Annotated in this window: 12 protein-coding genes; 11 read left to right on the top strand and 1 reads right to left on the bottom strand. The window is 63.4% G+C overall.

Annotation, left to right across the window (positions count from 1 at the left end):
* Nucleotides 1-18: 18 nt before the first annotated feature.
* Entirely contained in the window at nucleotides 19-1110 is a 1092-nt protein-coding gene (locus ASC94_RS25985) for a PEP-CTERM sorting domain-containing protein (protein ID WP_056402999.1), read from the top strand.
* Nucleotides 1111-1177: 67 nt separating this feature from the next.
* On the opposite strand, the gene ompA is transcribed toward ASC94_RS25985, so the two are convergent.
* Nucleotides 1178-1894, bottom strand: coding sequence for an outer membrane protein OmpA (gene ompA, locus ASC94_RS25980; protein ID WP_056402997.1), 717 nt, complete (start codon nucleotides 1892-1894; stop codon nucleotides 1178-1180).
* Between ompA and ASC94_RS33045 the strand changes: the two genes are divergently transcribed.
* From ASC94_RS33045 to rpsA, 10 genes are all read left to right on the top strand, one after another.
* Nucleotides 1836-2258, top strand: a complete 423-nt coding sequence (locus ASC94_RS33045) for a hypothetical protein (RefSeq protein WP_162251452.1) — start codon at nucleotides 1836-1838, stop codon at nucleotides 2256-2258. The genes ompA and ASC94_RS33045 overlap by 59 nt on opposite strands.
* A 59-nt stretch (nucleotides 2259-2317) precedes the next feature.
* Nucleotides 2318-4978 (top strand): DNA gyrase subunit A, encoded by a 2661-nt coding sequence (gene gyrA / locus ASC94_RS25975; protein WP_056402992.1) that lies wholly within the window; start codon nucleotides 2318-2320, stop codon nucleotides 4976-4978.
* Nucleotides 4979-5096: 118 nt separating this feature from the next.
* Nucleotides 5097-5657: a DUF2059 domain-containing protein gene (locus tag ASC94_RS25970; protein WP_056402988.1), complete on the top strand. Its 561-nt coding sequence runs from the start codon at nucleotides 5097-5099 to the stop codon at nucleotides 5655-5657.
* 10 nt (nucleotides 5658-5667) lie between these two features.
* On the top strand, nucleotides 5668-6750 hold the full coding sequence (serC, locus tag ASC94_RS25965) for a 3-phosphoserine/phosphohydroxythreonine transaminase (protein ID WP_056402985.1): 1083 nt from the start codon (nucleotides 5668-5670) through the stop codon (nucleotides 6748-6750).
* A 24-nt stretch (nucleotides 6751-6774) separates the two neighbouring features.
* On the top strand, nucleotides 6775-7848 hold the full coding sequence (gene pheA, locus ASC94_RS25960; protein WP_056402981.1) for a prephenate dehydratase: 1074 nt from the start codon (nucleotides 6775-6777) through the stop codon (nucleotides 7846-7848).
* A gap of 48 nt (nucleotides 7849-7896) precedes the next feature.
* Nucleotides 7897-9015: a histidinol-phosphate transaminase gene (gene hisC / locus ASC94_RS25955; protein WP_056402975.1), complete on the top strand. Its 1119-nt coding sequence runs from the start codon at nucleotides 7897-7899 to the stop codon at nucleotides 9013-9015.
* Nucleotides 9008-9919 (top strand): prephenate dehydrogenase/arogenate dehydrogenase family protein, encoded by a 912-nt coding sequence (locus ASC94_RS25950; RefSeq protein WP_056402973.1) that lies wholly within the window; start codon nucleotides 9008-9010, stop codon nucleotides 9917-9919. Before hisC ends, ASC94_RS25950 begins: the two co-directional genes overlap by 8 nt.
* A gap of 29 nt (nucleotides 9920-9948) precedes the next feature.
* Entirely contained in the window at nucleotides 9949-11292 is a 1344-nt protein-coding gene (gene aroA / locus ASC94_RS25945) for a 3-phosphoshikimate 1-carboxyvinyltransferase (RefSeq protein WP_056402970.1), read from the top strand.
* Between the two features lie 2 nt (nucleotides 11293-11294).
* A complete protein-coding gene (cmk, locus tag ASC94_RS25940; protein ID WP_056402967.1) occupies nucleotides 11295-11963 on the top strand; it encodes a (d)CMP kinase in 669 nt (222 codons plus the stop codon).
* A gap of 107 nt (nucleotides 11964-12070) precedes the next feature.
* Entirely contained in the window at nucleotides 12071-13750 is a 1680-nt protein-coding gene (gene rpsA / locus ASC94_RS25935) for a 30S ribosomal protein S1 (protein WP_056402965.1), read from the top strand.
* Nucleotides 13751-13754 lie beyond the last annotated feature (4 nt).

Below are 13754 nucleotides of genomic sequence, written 5' to 3'. Positions count from 1 at the left end.
AACCTCCCATGGAGATCCATGATGTTGCACAAAGCTTTGCTCCTGTTGCCCCTGCTGGCCGCGCCGCTGCTGGCGCAGGCCGAAATCAAGTACAAGGTCACCGACATTGGCGTGACCACCTCTTATAACTTCAACACCGGTCCTTATCTGAACAATAGGGGCGAGGTGGCCGGCACGGTGGGCTACGACGCGGGCTACGCGTGGACGTCCTTCCTTTACACGGGCGGCGCTGCCAGCACGGTGGCGCAGCCTGGCAGCTCAGTGTATTTCGCCGGCCTGAACGACAATGGCGTGGTGGCCGGCAGTCTGGGCGGTAAGGCGGCGCTGTGGCAAAACGGCGTGGCCACGGAAATCGGCGCAGCTGGCAGCGCTGCGGCCGGGGTCAACAACCACGGCGTGGCGGTAGGCTCGGTCAACAACGGCGGCCGCTCCAACGCGGCCATCTTCAGCAACGGCCAGACGCAAGTGCTGTCCACCCGGTCTGGCTCCGCCAGCGCCATCAACGACAGCGGCGTGGTGGCCGGCACAGTGGACGTGACGGATGAAGAGGGGCACGTCACCCGCGACGGCTTCGTCTACCAGAACGGCGCGATGACGACCTTCGGCGCCGGCCCGGCCCATGAGGGCGTGTTCGTGGAAGATATCAGCGAGCAGGGCACGGTGGTCGGCATGGCCGGCATGGACGGGGGCGACCACATCTATGCCTACACCTGGAACAACGGCCAGATGACCGACCTGGGCGCGCTGTACACATCGGGCGGCGGCCGAAGCTGGAGTTCGGCCAAGGCCATCAACAGCCTGAACCAGGTGGTGGGCTTTTCTGCCGCCAACAGAAACTTCCAGTTCCACGCCTTCCTGTACGAGAACGGCGCCATGGTGGACCTGAACTCGCTGATTGACCCCAGCCTGGGCCTGCTGCTCGACAGCGCCAACGGCATCAACGACCAGGGCCAGATCCTGGCCACTGCCTGCGACGACATGTTCACCTTCACCTGCAAGGTGGTGCTGCTCGATCCGCTGTCGCCGGTGCCGGAGCCGGCCACCTACGGCATGCTGCTGGGCGGCCTGGGCCTGATTGGCCTGATTGCGCGCCGCCGCCGCAGCGCATAGCAAAGCGCGGGCGAAAAAAACCGCCCGGTGCGAACCGGGCGGCTTGAGCGATGTTGCTTAGTACGAATTACTTGCTGCGGGTGCCCACAACTTCGATTTCCACGCGGCGGTTTTTAGCGCGGCCGGCGGCGGTCTTGTTGTCGTCCACTGGCTGCTTCTCGCCTTTACCTTCGGTGTACACGCGGTTCGCTTCCACGCCTTTGGACACCAGGTAAGCTTTCACGGCTTCCGAACGCTTGATCGACAGCTTCTGGTTGTATTCATCGGTGCCCACGGAGTCGGTGTGGCCCACGGCGATGATGACTTCCAGGTTGATCGCGCCCAGTTTCGAGCTCAGGTCGTCCAGCTTGGCTTTGCCTTCAGGCTTCAGCACGGCTTTGTCGAAGTCGAAGAAGGCGTCGGCTGCGAAGCTGACTTTTTCCGACGTCGGCGCAGGCGCTGGGGCCGGTGCCGGGGTGGCTGCTGGTGCTGGGGTAGGCGCTGGGGCCGCTGGTGGCGGCGGTGCGACGCACTTGCCGTTTTCCAGCTTCTCCGGTTCTACGCAGATCGGCAGATCGCAGCCTGGCACGGCGTCAGCCGGGGTCCAGTAGCCGGTGCGCCAGCACAGGCCGAACGGGTCACGGGCGATCACGCCGCGTGCGTCTTGCACGTAGGCGCTCTTTGGCGTGGGGGCTTTGATGTCCTGGGTCACTGGCGCGAAAGGCGGGGTGGTTGGCTGCTGGGCCATGGCAGAACCAGCAAACACTGCCGACGCAGCAAAAATCGATGCAACATATTTATTCATATTTTTTCTTCCTTTCGGGGTGATATCCGCAGAAAAACTGCGCGACGTTGGTACGTGGGGCGCATCCTACCATATGCCCCTATGTCGCGCCGGTTCCCGATTGCGAAACAAGCAATTAACTTCTCGTCCATTTTGCCATAGGCATCGGAACGGAATACGAACAGCGCAAACTGAATCCGGGCCGCAATCGACCAAAATGTTGTTTTTGCGCAACGTCGGCCGAAATAATAACGTTTCATTATTTCATCCCAATGACATGGATGAGGTCCGCCGCCGGCCGCGCTCTGCCGGCCCGGCGCCGGAATTGCGCAGCAGCCATGGCGCGCATGCTAAAATCGTACGCTTGTCTGCGGACAGCGGGTAATCACGGTCAGCGTGCGTAACAGATAAGTCAACCTCAGTAAAGAACAGACGAACCCACCCATGGATCAATTCGCAAAAGAAACAATCCCAATTTCCCTCGAAGAAGAGATGCGCAAGAGCTACCTCGATTACGCCATGAGCGTGATCGTAGGCCGTGCCTTGCCGGATGCGCGCGACGGCCTGAAGCCGGTACACCGCCGCGTCCTGTTCGGGATGCACGAACTGAACAATGTCTGGAACCGCCCTTACGTCAAATGCGCGCGCGTGGTCGGCGAAGTCATGGGTAAATACCACCCGCACGGCGACGCCTCGATTTACGACACGCTGGTGCGCATGGCGCAGGACTTCTCGCTGCGCTACATGCTGGTCGACGGCCAGGGCAACTTCGGTTCGGTCGACGGCGACAACGCCGCCGCGATGCGTTACACCGAGTGCCGCCTGGACAAGATCGCCGGCGAAATGCTGGCCGACATCGACAAGGACACGGTCGACTTCGCACCGAACTACGACGGCAAGGAAAAAGAGCCGACCGTCCTGCCGACCCGCATCCCCAACCTGCTGATCAACGGTTCGTCCGGTATCGCGGTGGGCATGGCGACCAACATCCCGCCGCACAACCTGACCGAAGTGATCAACGGCGCGCTGCACGTGCTGCGCAACCCGGATTGCTCGATCGACGAGCTGATCGAACTCATCCCGGCGCCGGACTTCCCGACCGCCGGCATCATCTACGGCGTGTCCGGCGTGCGCGACGGCTACCGCACCGGCCGCGGCCGCGTGGTGATGCGCGCCAAGACCCACTACGAAGAGTACGGCAAGGACGGCGGCCGCACCGCCATCATCGTTGACGAGCTGCCGTACCAAGTGAACAAGAAGTCGCTGCTGGAACGCATCGCGGAAAACGTGCGCGACAAGAAGCTGGAAGGCATTTCCGACATCCGCGACGAGTCGGACAAGTCGGGCATGCGCGTGGTGATCGAGCTGAAGCGCGGCGAAGTGCCGGAAGTGGTGCTGAACAACCTGTACAAGCAGACCCAGCTGCAAGACACCTTCGGCATGAACATGGTGGCGCTGGTCGATGGCCAGCCGAAGCTGCTGAACCTGAAAGAGATGCTGCAGTGCTTCCTGTCGCACCGCCGCGAAGTGGTCACGCGCCGCACCGTGTTCGAGCTGCGCAAGGCGCGCGAACGCGGCCACGTGCTGGAAGGCCTGGCCGTTGCGCTGGCCAATATCGACGATTTCATCGCCATCATCAAGGCCGCGCCAACGCCGCCGGTGGCGAAAACCGCCCTGATGGAACGCGGCTGGGATTCGTCCATCGTGCGCGAGATGCTGGCGCGCACCGGCGACGAAGGCCAGGCCGGTATTGAGGCCTTCCGTCCCGAGCACCTGCCGAGGCACTACGGCTTGCAGCCGGACGGCCTGTACAAGCTGTCCGACGACCAGGCGCAGGAAATCCTGCAGATGCGCCTGCAGCGCCTGACCGGCCTGGAACAGGACAAGATCGTCAACGAATACAAAGACGTGATGGCGCTGATCGCCGACCTGCTGGACATCCTGTCCAAGCCGTCCCGCGTGACCACCATCATCACCGACGAGATGACCGCCGCGCAGCTGGAATACGGCAGCAAGGACGAGCGCCGCTCCACCATCGAGCACAACGCCACCGACCTGGGCACCGAAGACCTGATCACGCCGCAGGACATGGTGGTGACCCTGTCCCACCTGGGCTACATGAAGTCGCAGCCGATCTCCGAATACCGCGCGCAAAAGCGCGGCGGGCGCGGCAAGCAGGCCATGGCCACCAAGGACGAGGACTGGATCGACCAGCTGTTCATCGCCAATACGCACGACTATATCCTGTGCTTCTCCAACCGCGGCCGCATGTACTGGCTGAAGGTGTGGGAAGTGCCGCAAGGCTCGCGCGCCTCGCGCGGCAAGCCTATCGTGAACATGTTCCCGCTGCAGGACGACGAGAAGATCACCGTGGTGCTGCCGCTGTCGGGCGAAAACCGCACCTTCCCGGAAGACCACTACGTCTTCATGTCCACCAGCCTGGGCACCGTGAAGAAGACCCCGCTGAAGGACTTCAGCAACCCGCGCAAGGCCGGCATCATCGCGGTCGACCTGGACGAGGGCGACTTCCTGATCGGCGCCGCGCTGACCGACGGCCAGCACGACGTGATGCTGTTCTCCGACGCCGGCAAGGCCGTGCGTTTCGACGAGAACGACGTGCGCCCGATGGGCCGCACGGCGCGCGGCGTGCGCGGCATGAACCTGGAAGAAGGCCAGAACGTGATCGCGCTGCTGGTGGCCGAGAACGAGCAGCAGTCCGTGCTCACGGCCACCGAGAACGGTTTCGGCAAGCGTACCCCGATCACCGAGTACACCCGCCACGGCCGCGGCACCAAGGGCATGATCGCCATCCAGACTTCCGAGCGTAACGGCAAGGTGGTGGCGGCGACCCTGGTTGAGCCGACCGACGAGATCATGCTGATCACCACCGGCGGCGTGCTGATCCGCACCCGCGTGGCGGAGATCCGCGAAATGGGCCGCGCCACGCAAGGCGTGACCCTGATCGCGGTGGAAGACGGCACCAAGCTGTCCGGCCTGCAGCGCATCGTGGAAACCGACATCGACGAGGTGGAACTGGAACCATCCGGCGGCGCGGTTGCCGATGCCCCGGCTGCACCGGACGAGCCGGAAGCGGCACCGGAGTAAGCAGCAGCGTAGGGCGGGTTAGGCGCAAGCCGTCACCTGCCGCAGCGGGGGCAGTGTCGTGTTCGCAGAATAATGCGACAATGACATTGCCCCCGTTTTACATTTCAAAAGGAATTCTGTGAAGAAAATCGTTGCACTGCTGGCCGCCGCCCTGGCGTTTTCCCAAGTCCCCGCCGCCGCGCAGAGCGCCGCGCCGGCCGACACCGCCACCGCTGAATCCACGGCCGCAGCCAAGCAGCTGATGGACGCGATCAACGCGCGCAGCCTGATGCAGGCCTCCATGCAGCACATGTCGGCGCAGCTGCCGCAGATGCTGCGCGCCATGACCGATTCCATGCTGGAAAACAAAGGCAAGAACATGAGCGCGGCCGAGAAAAAAGCCGCCCAGGCCGACCTGGAAAAAGCCATTCCCGGCATGATGGCAGCGATCCAGAAGCTGTTCAGCGATCCGGCCCTGCTGGACGACTTCGAACGCGAAACCGCCGCCATCTACGCGCGCAACTACACCGCCGATGAAATGCGCCAGCTGCTGGCCTTCTACCGCAGCCCGGTGGGCGCCAAGACGCTGGCCACCATGCCGAAGGTCATGCAGGAGTCCATGGCGCTCAGCCAGAAAATCATCGTGCCGCGCATGGGCAAGGTGATCGAGGAAGTGACTGCCAACATCGCCAAGAAATAAGGAACGAAACGTGACGAATATCTACAATTTCTCCGCCGGCCCGGCCGTGCTGCCGAAAGAAGTGCTGGCCCAGGCTGCCGCTGAAATGCTGGACTGGAACGGCAGTGGAATGTCCGTCATGGAAATGAGCCACCGGGGCCCCGAGTTCATTTCGATCTACCGCGCCGCCGAGCGCGACCTGCGCGAGCTGCTGGCGGTGCCGGACAACTACAAGATCCTGTTCATGCAGGGCGGCGGCTTGTCGCAGAACGCCGTCATCCCGATGAACCTGGCCGGCAGCGCCGACGCCACCATCGACTTCGTGCAGACCGGCTCCTGGTCCAGCAAGTCCATCAAGGAAGCGGCGCGCTACGCCAGGGTGAACGTGGCCGCCAGCGCCAGCGACAACCACTACAGCTTCGTGCCGCCGCAGTCCGAGTGGCAGCTCACGCCGGGCGCGGCCTATCTGCACCTGTGCACCAACGAGACCATCGACGGCGTGGAAATCGACTTCGTGCCGACCGCGCAGGGCGATACGACTTTGGTGGCCGACATGTCCTCGCACATCCTGTCGCGTCCCGTGGACGTGGCCAAGTACGGCCTGATATTCGGCGGCGCGCAAAAGAACATCGGCCCGGCCGGCGTCACCGTGGTGATCGTGCGCGAAGACCTGATCGGCAAGGCCTTGCCGTTCTGCCCGTCCGCGTTCGACTTCAAGAACGTGGCCGACAACGAATCCATGTACAACACGCCGCCCACCTACGGCATCTACATTGCCGGCCTGGTGTTCCAGTGGCTCAAGCGCCAGGGCGGCGTGGCCGAGATGGAACGCCGCAACAAAGAAAAAGCAGCGCTGCTGTACGCCGCGCTCGATGCGGACGACTTCTACCAGAATCGCGTCCAGCCGCAATACCGTTCGCGCATGAACGTACCGTTCTACCTGCGCGACGAAAGCAGGAACGAAGCATTCCTGGCCGGCGCCAAAGCGCGCGGCCTGTTGCAGCTGAAGGGCCACAAGTCCGTCGGCGGCATGCGTGCATCCATTTACAACGCCATGCCTATCGAGGGCGTGCAAGCCCTCGTCGACTACTTGAACGAATTCGCCGGCCGCTGAGTGCCGGCCGCTAAGGCAACCTTCATGAACGATAAACTCAAACCCCTGCGCGAGCAGATCGACGCGATCGACGCCCAGATCCTCGCATTGTTGAACCAGCGCGCCAAGGTGGCGCAGGAAGTCGGCCACGTCAAGGCCGAGACCAACGCGCCGGTGTTCCGCCCCGAGCGCGAAGCCCAGGTGCTGCGCGGCGTGGCCGACCGCAACCCCGGCCCCATGGTCGCCACCGACGTGCAGACCATCTTCCGCGAAATCATGTCGGCCTGCCGCGCGCTGGAAAAGCGCGTCACCGTGGCCTACCTGGGCCCGGTGGGCACCTTCAGCGAGCAGGCCGTGTACCAGCAGTTCGGCAGCGCCGTCGAAGGCTTGCCGTGCGCCTCGATCGACGAAGTGTTCCGCGCCACCGAAGCCGGCACCGCCGATTTCGGCGTGGTGCCGGTGGAGAACTCCTCCGAAGGCGCCATCAACCGCACGCTGGACCTGATGCTGGGCACCACCACCCTGATCAGCGGCGAAGTGGCCATCGCCGTGCACCACAGCCTGATGACCAAGACCGGCAATATGGACGGGGTGCAGGTGATCTGCGCCCATTCGCAGGCACTGGCGCAGTGCCAGGTGTGGCTGAACCAGAACTACCCCAACATCGAACGGCGCGCAGTCGCCTCCAACGCCGAAGCGGCGCGCATGGCCGGCGAGGACGCGAGCGTAGCGGCCATCGCCAGCGAAATGGCGGGCACGCAGTACAAGCTGGGCGTGGTCAAGGGTCACATCCAGGACGACCCGCACAACCGCACCCGTTTCGCCGTCATTGGCCATCTGCAGACGCTGCCTTCCGGTAAGGACCACACCTCGCTGGTGCTGGCCGTGCCGAACAAGGCCGGTGCGGTGTACCAACTGCTGGCGCCGTTGGCCAAACACGGCGTGTCGATGACGCGCTTCGAATCCCGCCCGGCCCGCATCGGCACCTGGGAGTACTACTTCTATGTCGACGTGGACGGCCATGTGAACGACGCGGCGGTCGCACAGGCCCTGGCGGAATTGAAAGACCAGGCCGCATTCTTCAAGGTGCTGGGTTCTTACCCGGTGAGTCTGACCTGACCTTTGACCTGACCTTTGACCTGAACTTTACTTCACACGAGAATTACTATGTCCAAGAATTTCGGTCCTGAATACGTCCGCGCCATCGCCCCCTACCAGGCCGGCAAACCCATCTCCGAAGTGGCGCGCGAGTTCGGCCTCGACGAAGCGTCCATCGTCAAACTCGCGTCCAACGAAAACCCGTTCGGCGTACCGGAATCGGCCAAGGCCGCCATGGCCGCCGCCGCTGCGGACCTGGGCCGCTACCCGGACGCTAACGGCTTCGAACTGAAGGCCGCGCTGGCCGAGCGCTACGACGTGCCGGCCGACTGGATCACCCTGGGCAACGGCAGCAACGACATCCTGGAAATCGCCGCCCACGCTTTCGTGGAAAAAGGCCAGGCCATTGTCTACTCGCAGTACTCGTTCGCGGTGTACGCGCTGGCCACGCAAGGCCTGGGCGCGCGCGCCATCGTGGTGCCAGCCAAGGACTACGGCCATGACCTGGACGCCATGGCGGCCGCCATCGACGCGGACACCCGCTTGGTTTTCATCGCCAACCCGAACAACCCGACCGGCACGTTCATCGGCGCCGCCGACATCGAAGCCTTCCTGAAGAAGGTTCCGGTCAGCGTGGTGGTGGTGCTGGACGAGGCCTACAACGAATACCTGTCGCCCGAAAACCAGTACGAGTCCGCAGCGTGGGTGAAGCAGTACCCGAACCTGCTGGTCTCGCGCACCTTCTCCAAGGCTTACGGCCTGGCCGGCCTGCGCGTGGGCTTCGCCATCGCCCAGCCGGCGCTGACCGACCTGATGAACCGTATCCGCCAGCCGTTCAACGTGAATTCGCTGGCGCAGGCGGCCGCCGTCGCGGCGCTGAACGACAAGGAGTTCCTGGAGCAGGGCGCGCGCAACAACGCCGCCGGCTATCAGCAATTCGTGGAAGCGTTCGAGCAAATGGGCCTGGAGTACGTGCCGTCCTACGGCAATTTCGTGCTGGTGAAAGTGGGCAAGGACCTGGCCGCCGGCGCGCGCGTCAACCTGGCGCTGCTCAAGCAGGGCGTGATCGTGCGCCCGGTGGGCAACTACGGCCTGCCGGAGTGGCTGCGCATTTCCATCGGCCTGCCGCAGGAAAACGCCATCCTGATCTCGGCTTTGCAGAAAGCGCTGGCGTCGGACCGTGAATAAGGCAGTAAACAAAGTCGTTATTTTCGGCGTCGGCCTGATCGGCGGCTCGTTTGCGCGGGCCCTGAAGCAGGCCGGCGCCGCGCGCAGCATTGTCGGCATGGACCGTTCGCCGGCCTCGCTGCAGCGGGCGCTGGAGCTGGGCATCATCGACGAGGCTGGCGCCGACCTGGCCAGCGCCATGCGGGACGCCGACCTGGTGCTGCTGGCCGCCCCGGTGGCGCAGACCGGCGCCATCCTGGCGGCCCTGCTGCCGCACCTGGGCCCGCGCACCGTGGTCACTGATGCGGGCAGCACCAAGGCCGACGTGGCAGCCGCCGCGCGCGCCGTGCTGGGCGACAAGCTGGGCCGCTTCGTGCCCGGCCACCCCATCGCGGGACGCGAAACCAATGGCCCGGACGCGGCCATACCGAATCTGTATCAAGGCAAGAAAGTAGTGCTCACGCCGCTGGCCGAAAACGCCGACGCGGACGTGGAGCTGGTGGCCGCCGCCTGGCGTGCCTGTGGCGCTGTGATCCATCGCCTCTCGCCGGAGGAACACGACAAGGTGTTCGCCGCCGTCAGCCATTTGCCCCATTTGCTGGCTTACGCACTGGTGGACGACATCGCCCACAAGCCGCACGCCGATCTGCTGTTCCAGTACGCCGCCAGCGGCTTCCGCGATTTCACGCGCATTGCCGGCTCGTCGCCGGAAATGTGGCGCGACATCAGCCTGGCCAACCAGGCCGCGCTGCTGACGGAACTGGACGCCTATCTGGCACAATTGACCACGCTGCGCGCGCAGCTGGCCGCCGGCGACGGCGCCGCCCTGGAGGCGGTGTACGGCAACGCGCGCCATGCGCGCGAACGCTGGATTGCGACGATCGAGGCGGCCGAAGCGCCGCCCGCACAAGACAAGGCTGAATAAGCGAGTCACAGGCAAAACAAAGGACAGGCATGACGCAGCATCAATCCCAATACCCCGAACACATCGACCTGGCGCCGGTCGCCCACGCTGAAGGCGTGGTGCGCCTGCCGGGGTCGAAATCGATCTCCAACCGCATCTTGCTGCTGGCCGCGCTGGCCGAAGGCGAAACCCGCATCGGCGGCCTGCTGGCTTCCGACGACACGCACGTGATGCTGAACGCGCTGCGGTCGCTGGGCGTGCAGTGGAGCGAGCAGCCCACCATGGACGGCTACCCCATGCACACCGTGCAGGGAGCGGGCGGCGCGGCGGGCGTCACGCTGGCGCCGTCGGCCGACCTCTTCATGGGCAACGCCGGCACCGCCATCCGTCCGCTGACGGCGGCGCTGGCCGTGATCGGCGGCGACTACACGCTGCACGGCGTGCCGCGCATGCACGAGCGCCCGATCGGCGACCTGGTGGACGCGCTGAACGCCATCGGCGCCCGTATCGACTACACCGCCAACCCCGGCTTCCCGCCGCTGCACATCCGCAAGGGCAGTCTGACGGCCCAGCGCCTGTCGGTGCGCGGCGACGTGTCCAGCCAGTTCCTGACCGCGCTGCTGATGGTGGCGCCGCTGATGGCGCAGGGCCACGCCGTGACCATAGACGTGGCGGGCGAGCTCATTTCCAAGCCCTACATCCAGATTACCCTGAACCTGATGCGCCGCTTCGGCGTGACGGTGGAGCAGGACGGCTGGGCATCGTTCACCGTGCAGGCCGGCCAGCGTTACCAGAGCCCGGGCCTGATCCACGTGGAAGGCGACGCCTCGTCCGCATCCTACTTCCTGGCTGCCGGCGCCATCGGCGGCGGTCCGGTGCGCGTGGAAGGCGTGGGCCGCGACTCGATCCAGGGCGACGTGCGTTTTGCCGAAGCGCTGGAGCAGATGGGCGTGCAGATCACCATGGGCGACAACTGGATCGAAGCCAGGGGCAACGGCCCGCTGAAGGCGGTCGACATGGACTTCAACCATATCCCGGACGCGGCCATGACCATCGCCGTGGCCGCGCTGTACGCGGACGGCACCACCACCTTGCGCAATATCGCCAGCTGGCGCGTGAAGGAAACCGACCGCATCGCCGCCATGGCCACCGAGCTGCGCAAGCTGGGCGCCGAGGTGGAGGAGGGTGCCGACTACCTGAAGGTGACGCCGCCGGCCGTGATCGGCACGGCCGCCATCGACACCTACGACGACCACCGCATGGCCATGTGCTTCTCGCTGGCTGCGCTGGACGGCGTGTTGCGAAAGGGCAATACTATCCGTATTAACGACCCGAAATGCGTGGCCAAGACATTCCCTGATTATTTCGCCGCATTCGCCGCAATTGCAAAGTAACTATGCCGACCACCCACATCCCTGTCATCACCATCGACGGTCCTACCGCATCCGGCAAGGGCACTGTCGCACACAAGGTTGCCGACCACCTCGGCTTCCATCTGCTGGACTCGGGCGCGCTCTACCGTTTGACCGCGCTGCAGGCTATCCGCCGCGACACCAGCCTGACCGACGAGCACGCGCTGGCCAAGCTGGCCGAACACCTGCACATCAGTTTCACGGGCGAGGCAGTGTTCCTGTCGCATGAAAACGTCACCGACGCGATCCGGCAGGAAGAAGTGGGCAACACGGCGTCAAAAATCGCGGCATTCCCCGCCGTCCGGCAGGCGCTGTACAGCCTGCAACTGGGCTTTCGCAAGACTCCCGGCCTGGTGGCGGACGGGCGCGACATGGGCACGGTGATCTTCCCCGGCGCCCAATTGAAGGTGTTTTTGACCGCCAGCGTGCAGGCGCGTGCGGAGCGCCGATATAAGCAATTGATAGCTAAGGGATTTTCTGCTAATATGGAAGACCTCCTGATGGATTTGAAGGCAAGGGATGACCGGGATACAAACCGGGCCATCGCGCCGCTGGTCCCCGCAGAGGGGGCGCATGTCCTCGATACCTCGCAGATGACCGTCGATGAGGCGGTTTCGCAGGTGTTGCAGTGGTATGCGGCCATCGGGAAATAGTTGGTTGCCGGGCAAGCTCTGAGTGCCCTGGCAGTTTATTAACCCTAACCCAGTTGAAGCCGCATGGTGCGGGTCTTACTGGCTAACCTGGAAGTACTATGTCTAATATGGAAAGTTTCGCAGCCCTCTTCGAGGAATCCCTGTCCCGTCAGGACATGCGTTCCGGCGAAGTGATCTCCGCTGAAGTCGTTCGTCTGGATCACAACTTCGTGATCGTAAACGCCGGCCTGAAATCGGAAGCTTTCATCCCTGTTGAAGAATTCAAGAATGACCAAGGCGAACTGGAAGTCAAAGTAGGCGACTTCGTTTCCGTGGCCATCGAATCGCTGGAAAACGGTTTCGGCGATACCATCCTGTCGCGCGACAAAGCCAAGCGTCTGGCTTCGTGGCTGGCTCTGGAAAAAGCAATGGAATCCGGCGAAATCGTCGTCGGTACCGTCAATGGCAAAGTCAAGGGCGGCCTGACCGTTCTGACCAACGGCATCCGCGCGTTCCTGCCAGGTTCGCTGGTGGACACCCGTCCTGTCAAAGACACCACCCCATTCGAAGGCAAGACCCTCGAATTCAAGGTTATCAAACTGGACCGCAAGCGTAACAACGTCGTTCTGTCCCGCCGCGCCGTCATCGAAGCTTCGATGGGCGAAGAGCGTCAGAAACTGATGGAAACGCTGAAAGAAGGCACCGTGGTGACCGGCGTTGTGAAAAACATCACCGACTACGGCGCGTTCGTGGACCTGGGCGGCATCGACGGCCTGCTGCACATCACCGACCTGGCATGGCGTCGTGTGCGTCACCCATCGGAAGTGCTGACCGTTGGCCAAGAGATCACCGCGAAAGTCCTGAAGTACGATCAGGAAAAGAACCGCGTGTCCCTGGGCGTGAAACAGCTGGGCGACGATCCTTGGACCGGTCTGTCCCGTCGTTACCCGCAAGGCACCCGCCTGTTCGGTAAAGTAACGAACCTGACCGACTACGGCGCGTTCGTTGAAGTGGAACAGGGCATCGAAGGCCTGGTACACGTTTCCGAAATGGACTGGACCAACAAGAACGTTGCTCCTAACAAAGTTGTCCAGCTGGGCGACGAAGTAGAAGTGATGGTTCTGGAAATCGACGAAGAGCGTCGTCGTATTTCGCTGGGCATGAAGCAGTGCAAAGCCAACCCATGGGATGACTTCGGCGTAACCCACAAGAAGGGCGATAAAGTCCGTGGCGCCATCAAGTCGATCACCGACTTCGGCGTGTTCATCGGCCTGGCCGGCAACATCGACGGCCTGGTGCACCTGTCCGACCTGTCGTGGACCGAGTCCGGCGAAGAAGCCGTACGCAAGTTCAAGAAGGGTGACGAACTGGAAGCCGTGGTTCTGGCCATCGACGTTGAGCGCGAGCGCGTGTCCCTGGGCGTCAAGCAACTGGAAGGCGACCCGTTCAACAACTTCGCAGCCATCAACGACAAGGGCGCACTGGTTACCGGTACCGTCAAGTCGGTTGAGCCTAAGGGCGCTGTCATCCAGCTGTCCGAAGAAGTTGAAGGCTACCTGCGCGCATCCGAAATCTCCCGCGACCGCGTGGAAGATGCCGGTACGCACCTGAAGGTGGGCGATTCCGTGGAAGCGCTGGTCATCAACATCGACCGCAAAGCACGTTCGATCCAGCTGTCGATCAAAGCTAAAGACAATGCTGAAACTGCAGAAGCCATGCAGAAGATGGCATCGGTCGACAGCAGCGCCGCTTCGGGCACCACCAGCCTGGGCGCACTGCTGAAAGCCAAGTTCGACAACAAGAACTAATTAG

Origin of the sequence: Massilia sp. Root418 (assembly GCF_001425265.1) — a bacterium.
In the GTDB taxonomy this organism is placed as follows: domain Bacteria; phylum Pseudomonadota; class Gammaproteobacteria; order Burkholderiales; family Burkholderiaceae_D; genus Rugamonas.
This window is presented reverse-complemented; position numbering and strand designations above follow the sequence as displayed.

What these genes read in the sequence shown, in the direction of transcription:
- pheA (WP_056402981.1), top strand. Translation starts at nt 6,775, where the DNA reads ATGAACGATAAACTCAAACCCCTGCGCGAGCAGATCGACGCGATCGAC.
- ASC94_RS33045 (WP_162251452.1), top strand. Translation starts at nt 1,836, where the DNA reads ATGGCAGAACCAGCAAACACTGCCGACGCAGCAAAAATCGATGCAACA.
- rpsA (WP_056402965.1), top strand. Translation starts at nt 12,071, where the DNA reads ATGGAAAGTTTCGCAGCCCTCTTCGAGGAATCCCTGTCCCGTCAGGAC.
- hisC (WP_056402975.1), top strand. Translation starts at nt 7,897, where the DNA reads ATGTCCAAGAATTTCGGTCCTGAATACGTCCGCGCCATCGCCCCCTAC.
- cmk (WP_056402967.1), top strand. Translation starts at nt 11,295, where the DNA reads ATGCCGACCACCCACATCCCTGTCATCACCATCGACGGTCCTACCGCA.
- ASC94_RS25985 (WP_056402999.1), top strand. Translation starts at nt 19, where the DNA reads ATGATGTTGCACAAAGCTTTGCTCCTGTTGCCCCTGCTGGCCGCGCCG.
- gyrA (WP_056402992.1), top strand. Translation starts at nt 2,318, where the DNA reads ATGGATCAATTCGCAAAAGAAACAATCCCAATTTCCCTCGAAGAAGAG.
- ompA (WP_056402997.1), bottom strand. Translation starts at nt 1,894, where the DNA reads ATGAATAAATATGTTGCATCGATTTTTGCTGCGTCGGCAGTGTTTGCT.
- aroA (WP_056402970.1), top strand. Translation starts at nt 9,949, where the DNA reads ATGACGCAGCATCAATCCCAATACCCCGAACACATCGACCTGGCGCCG.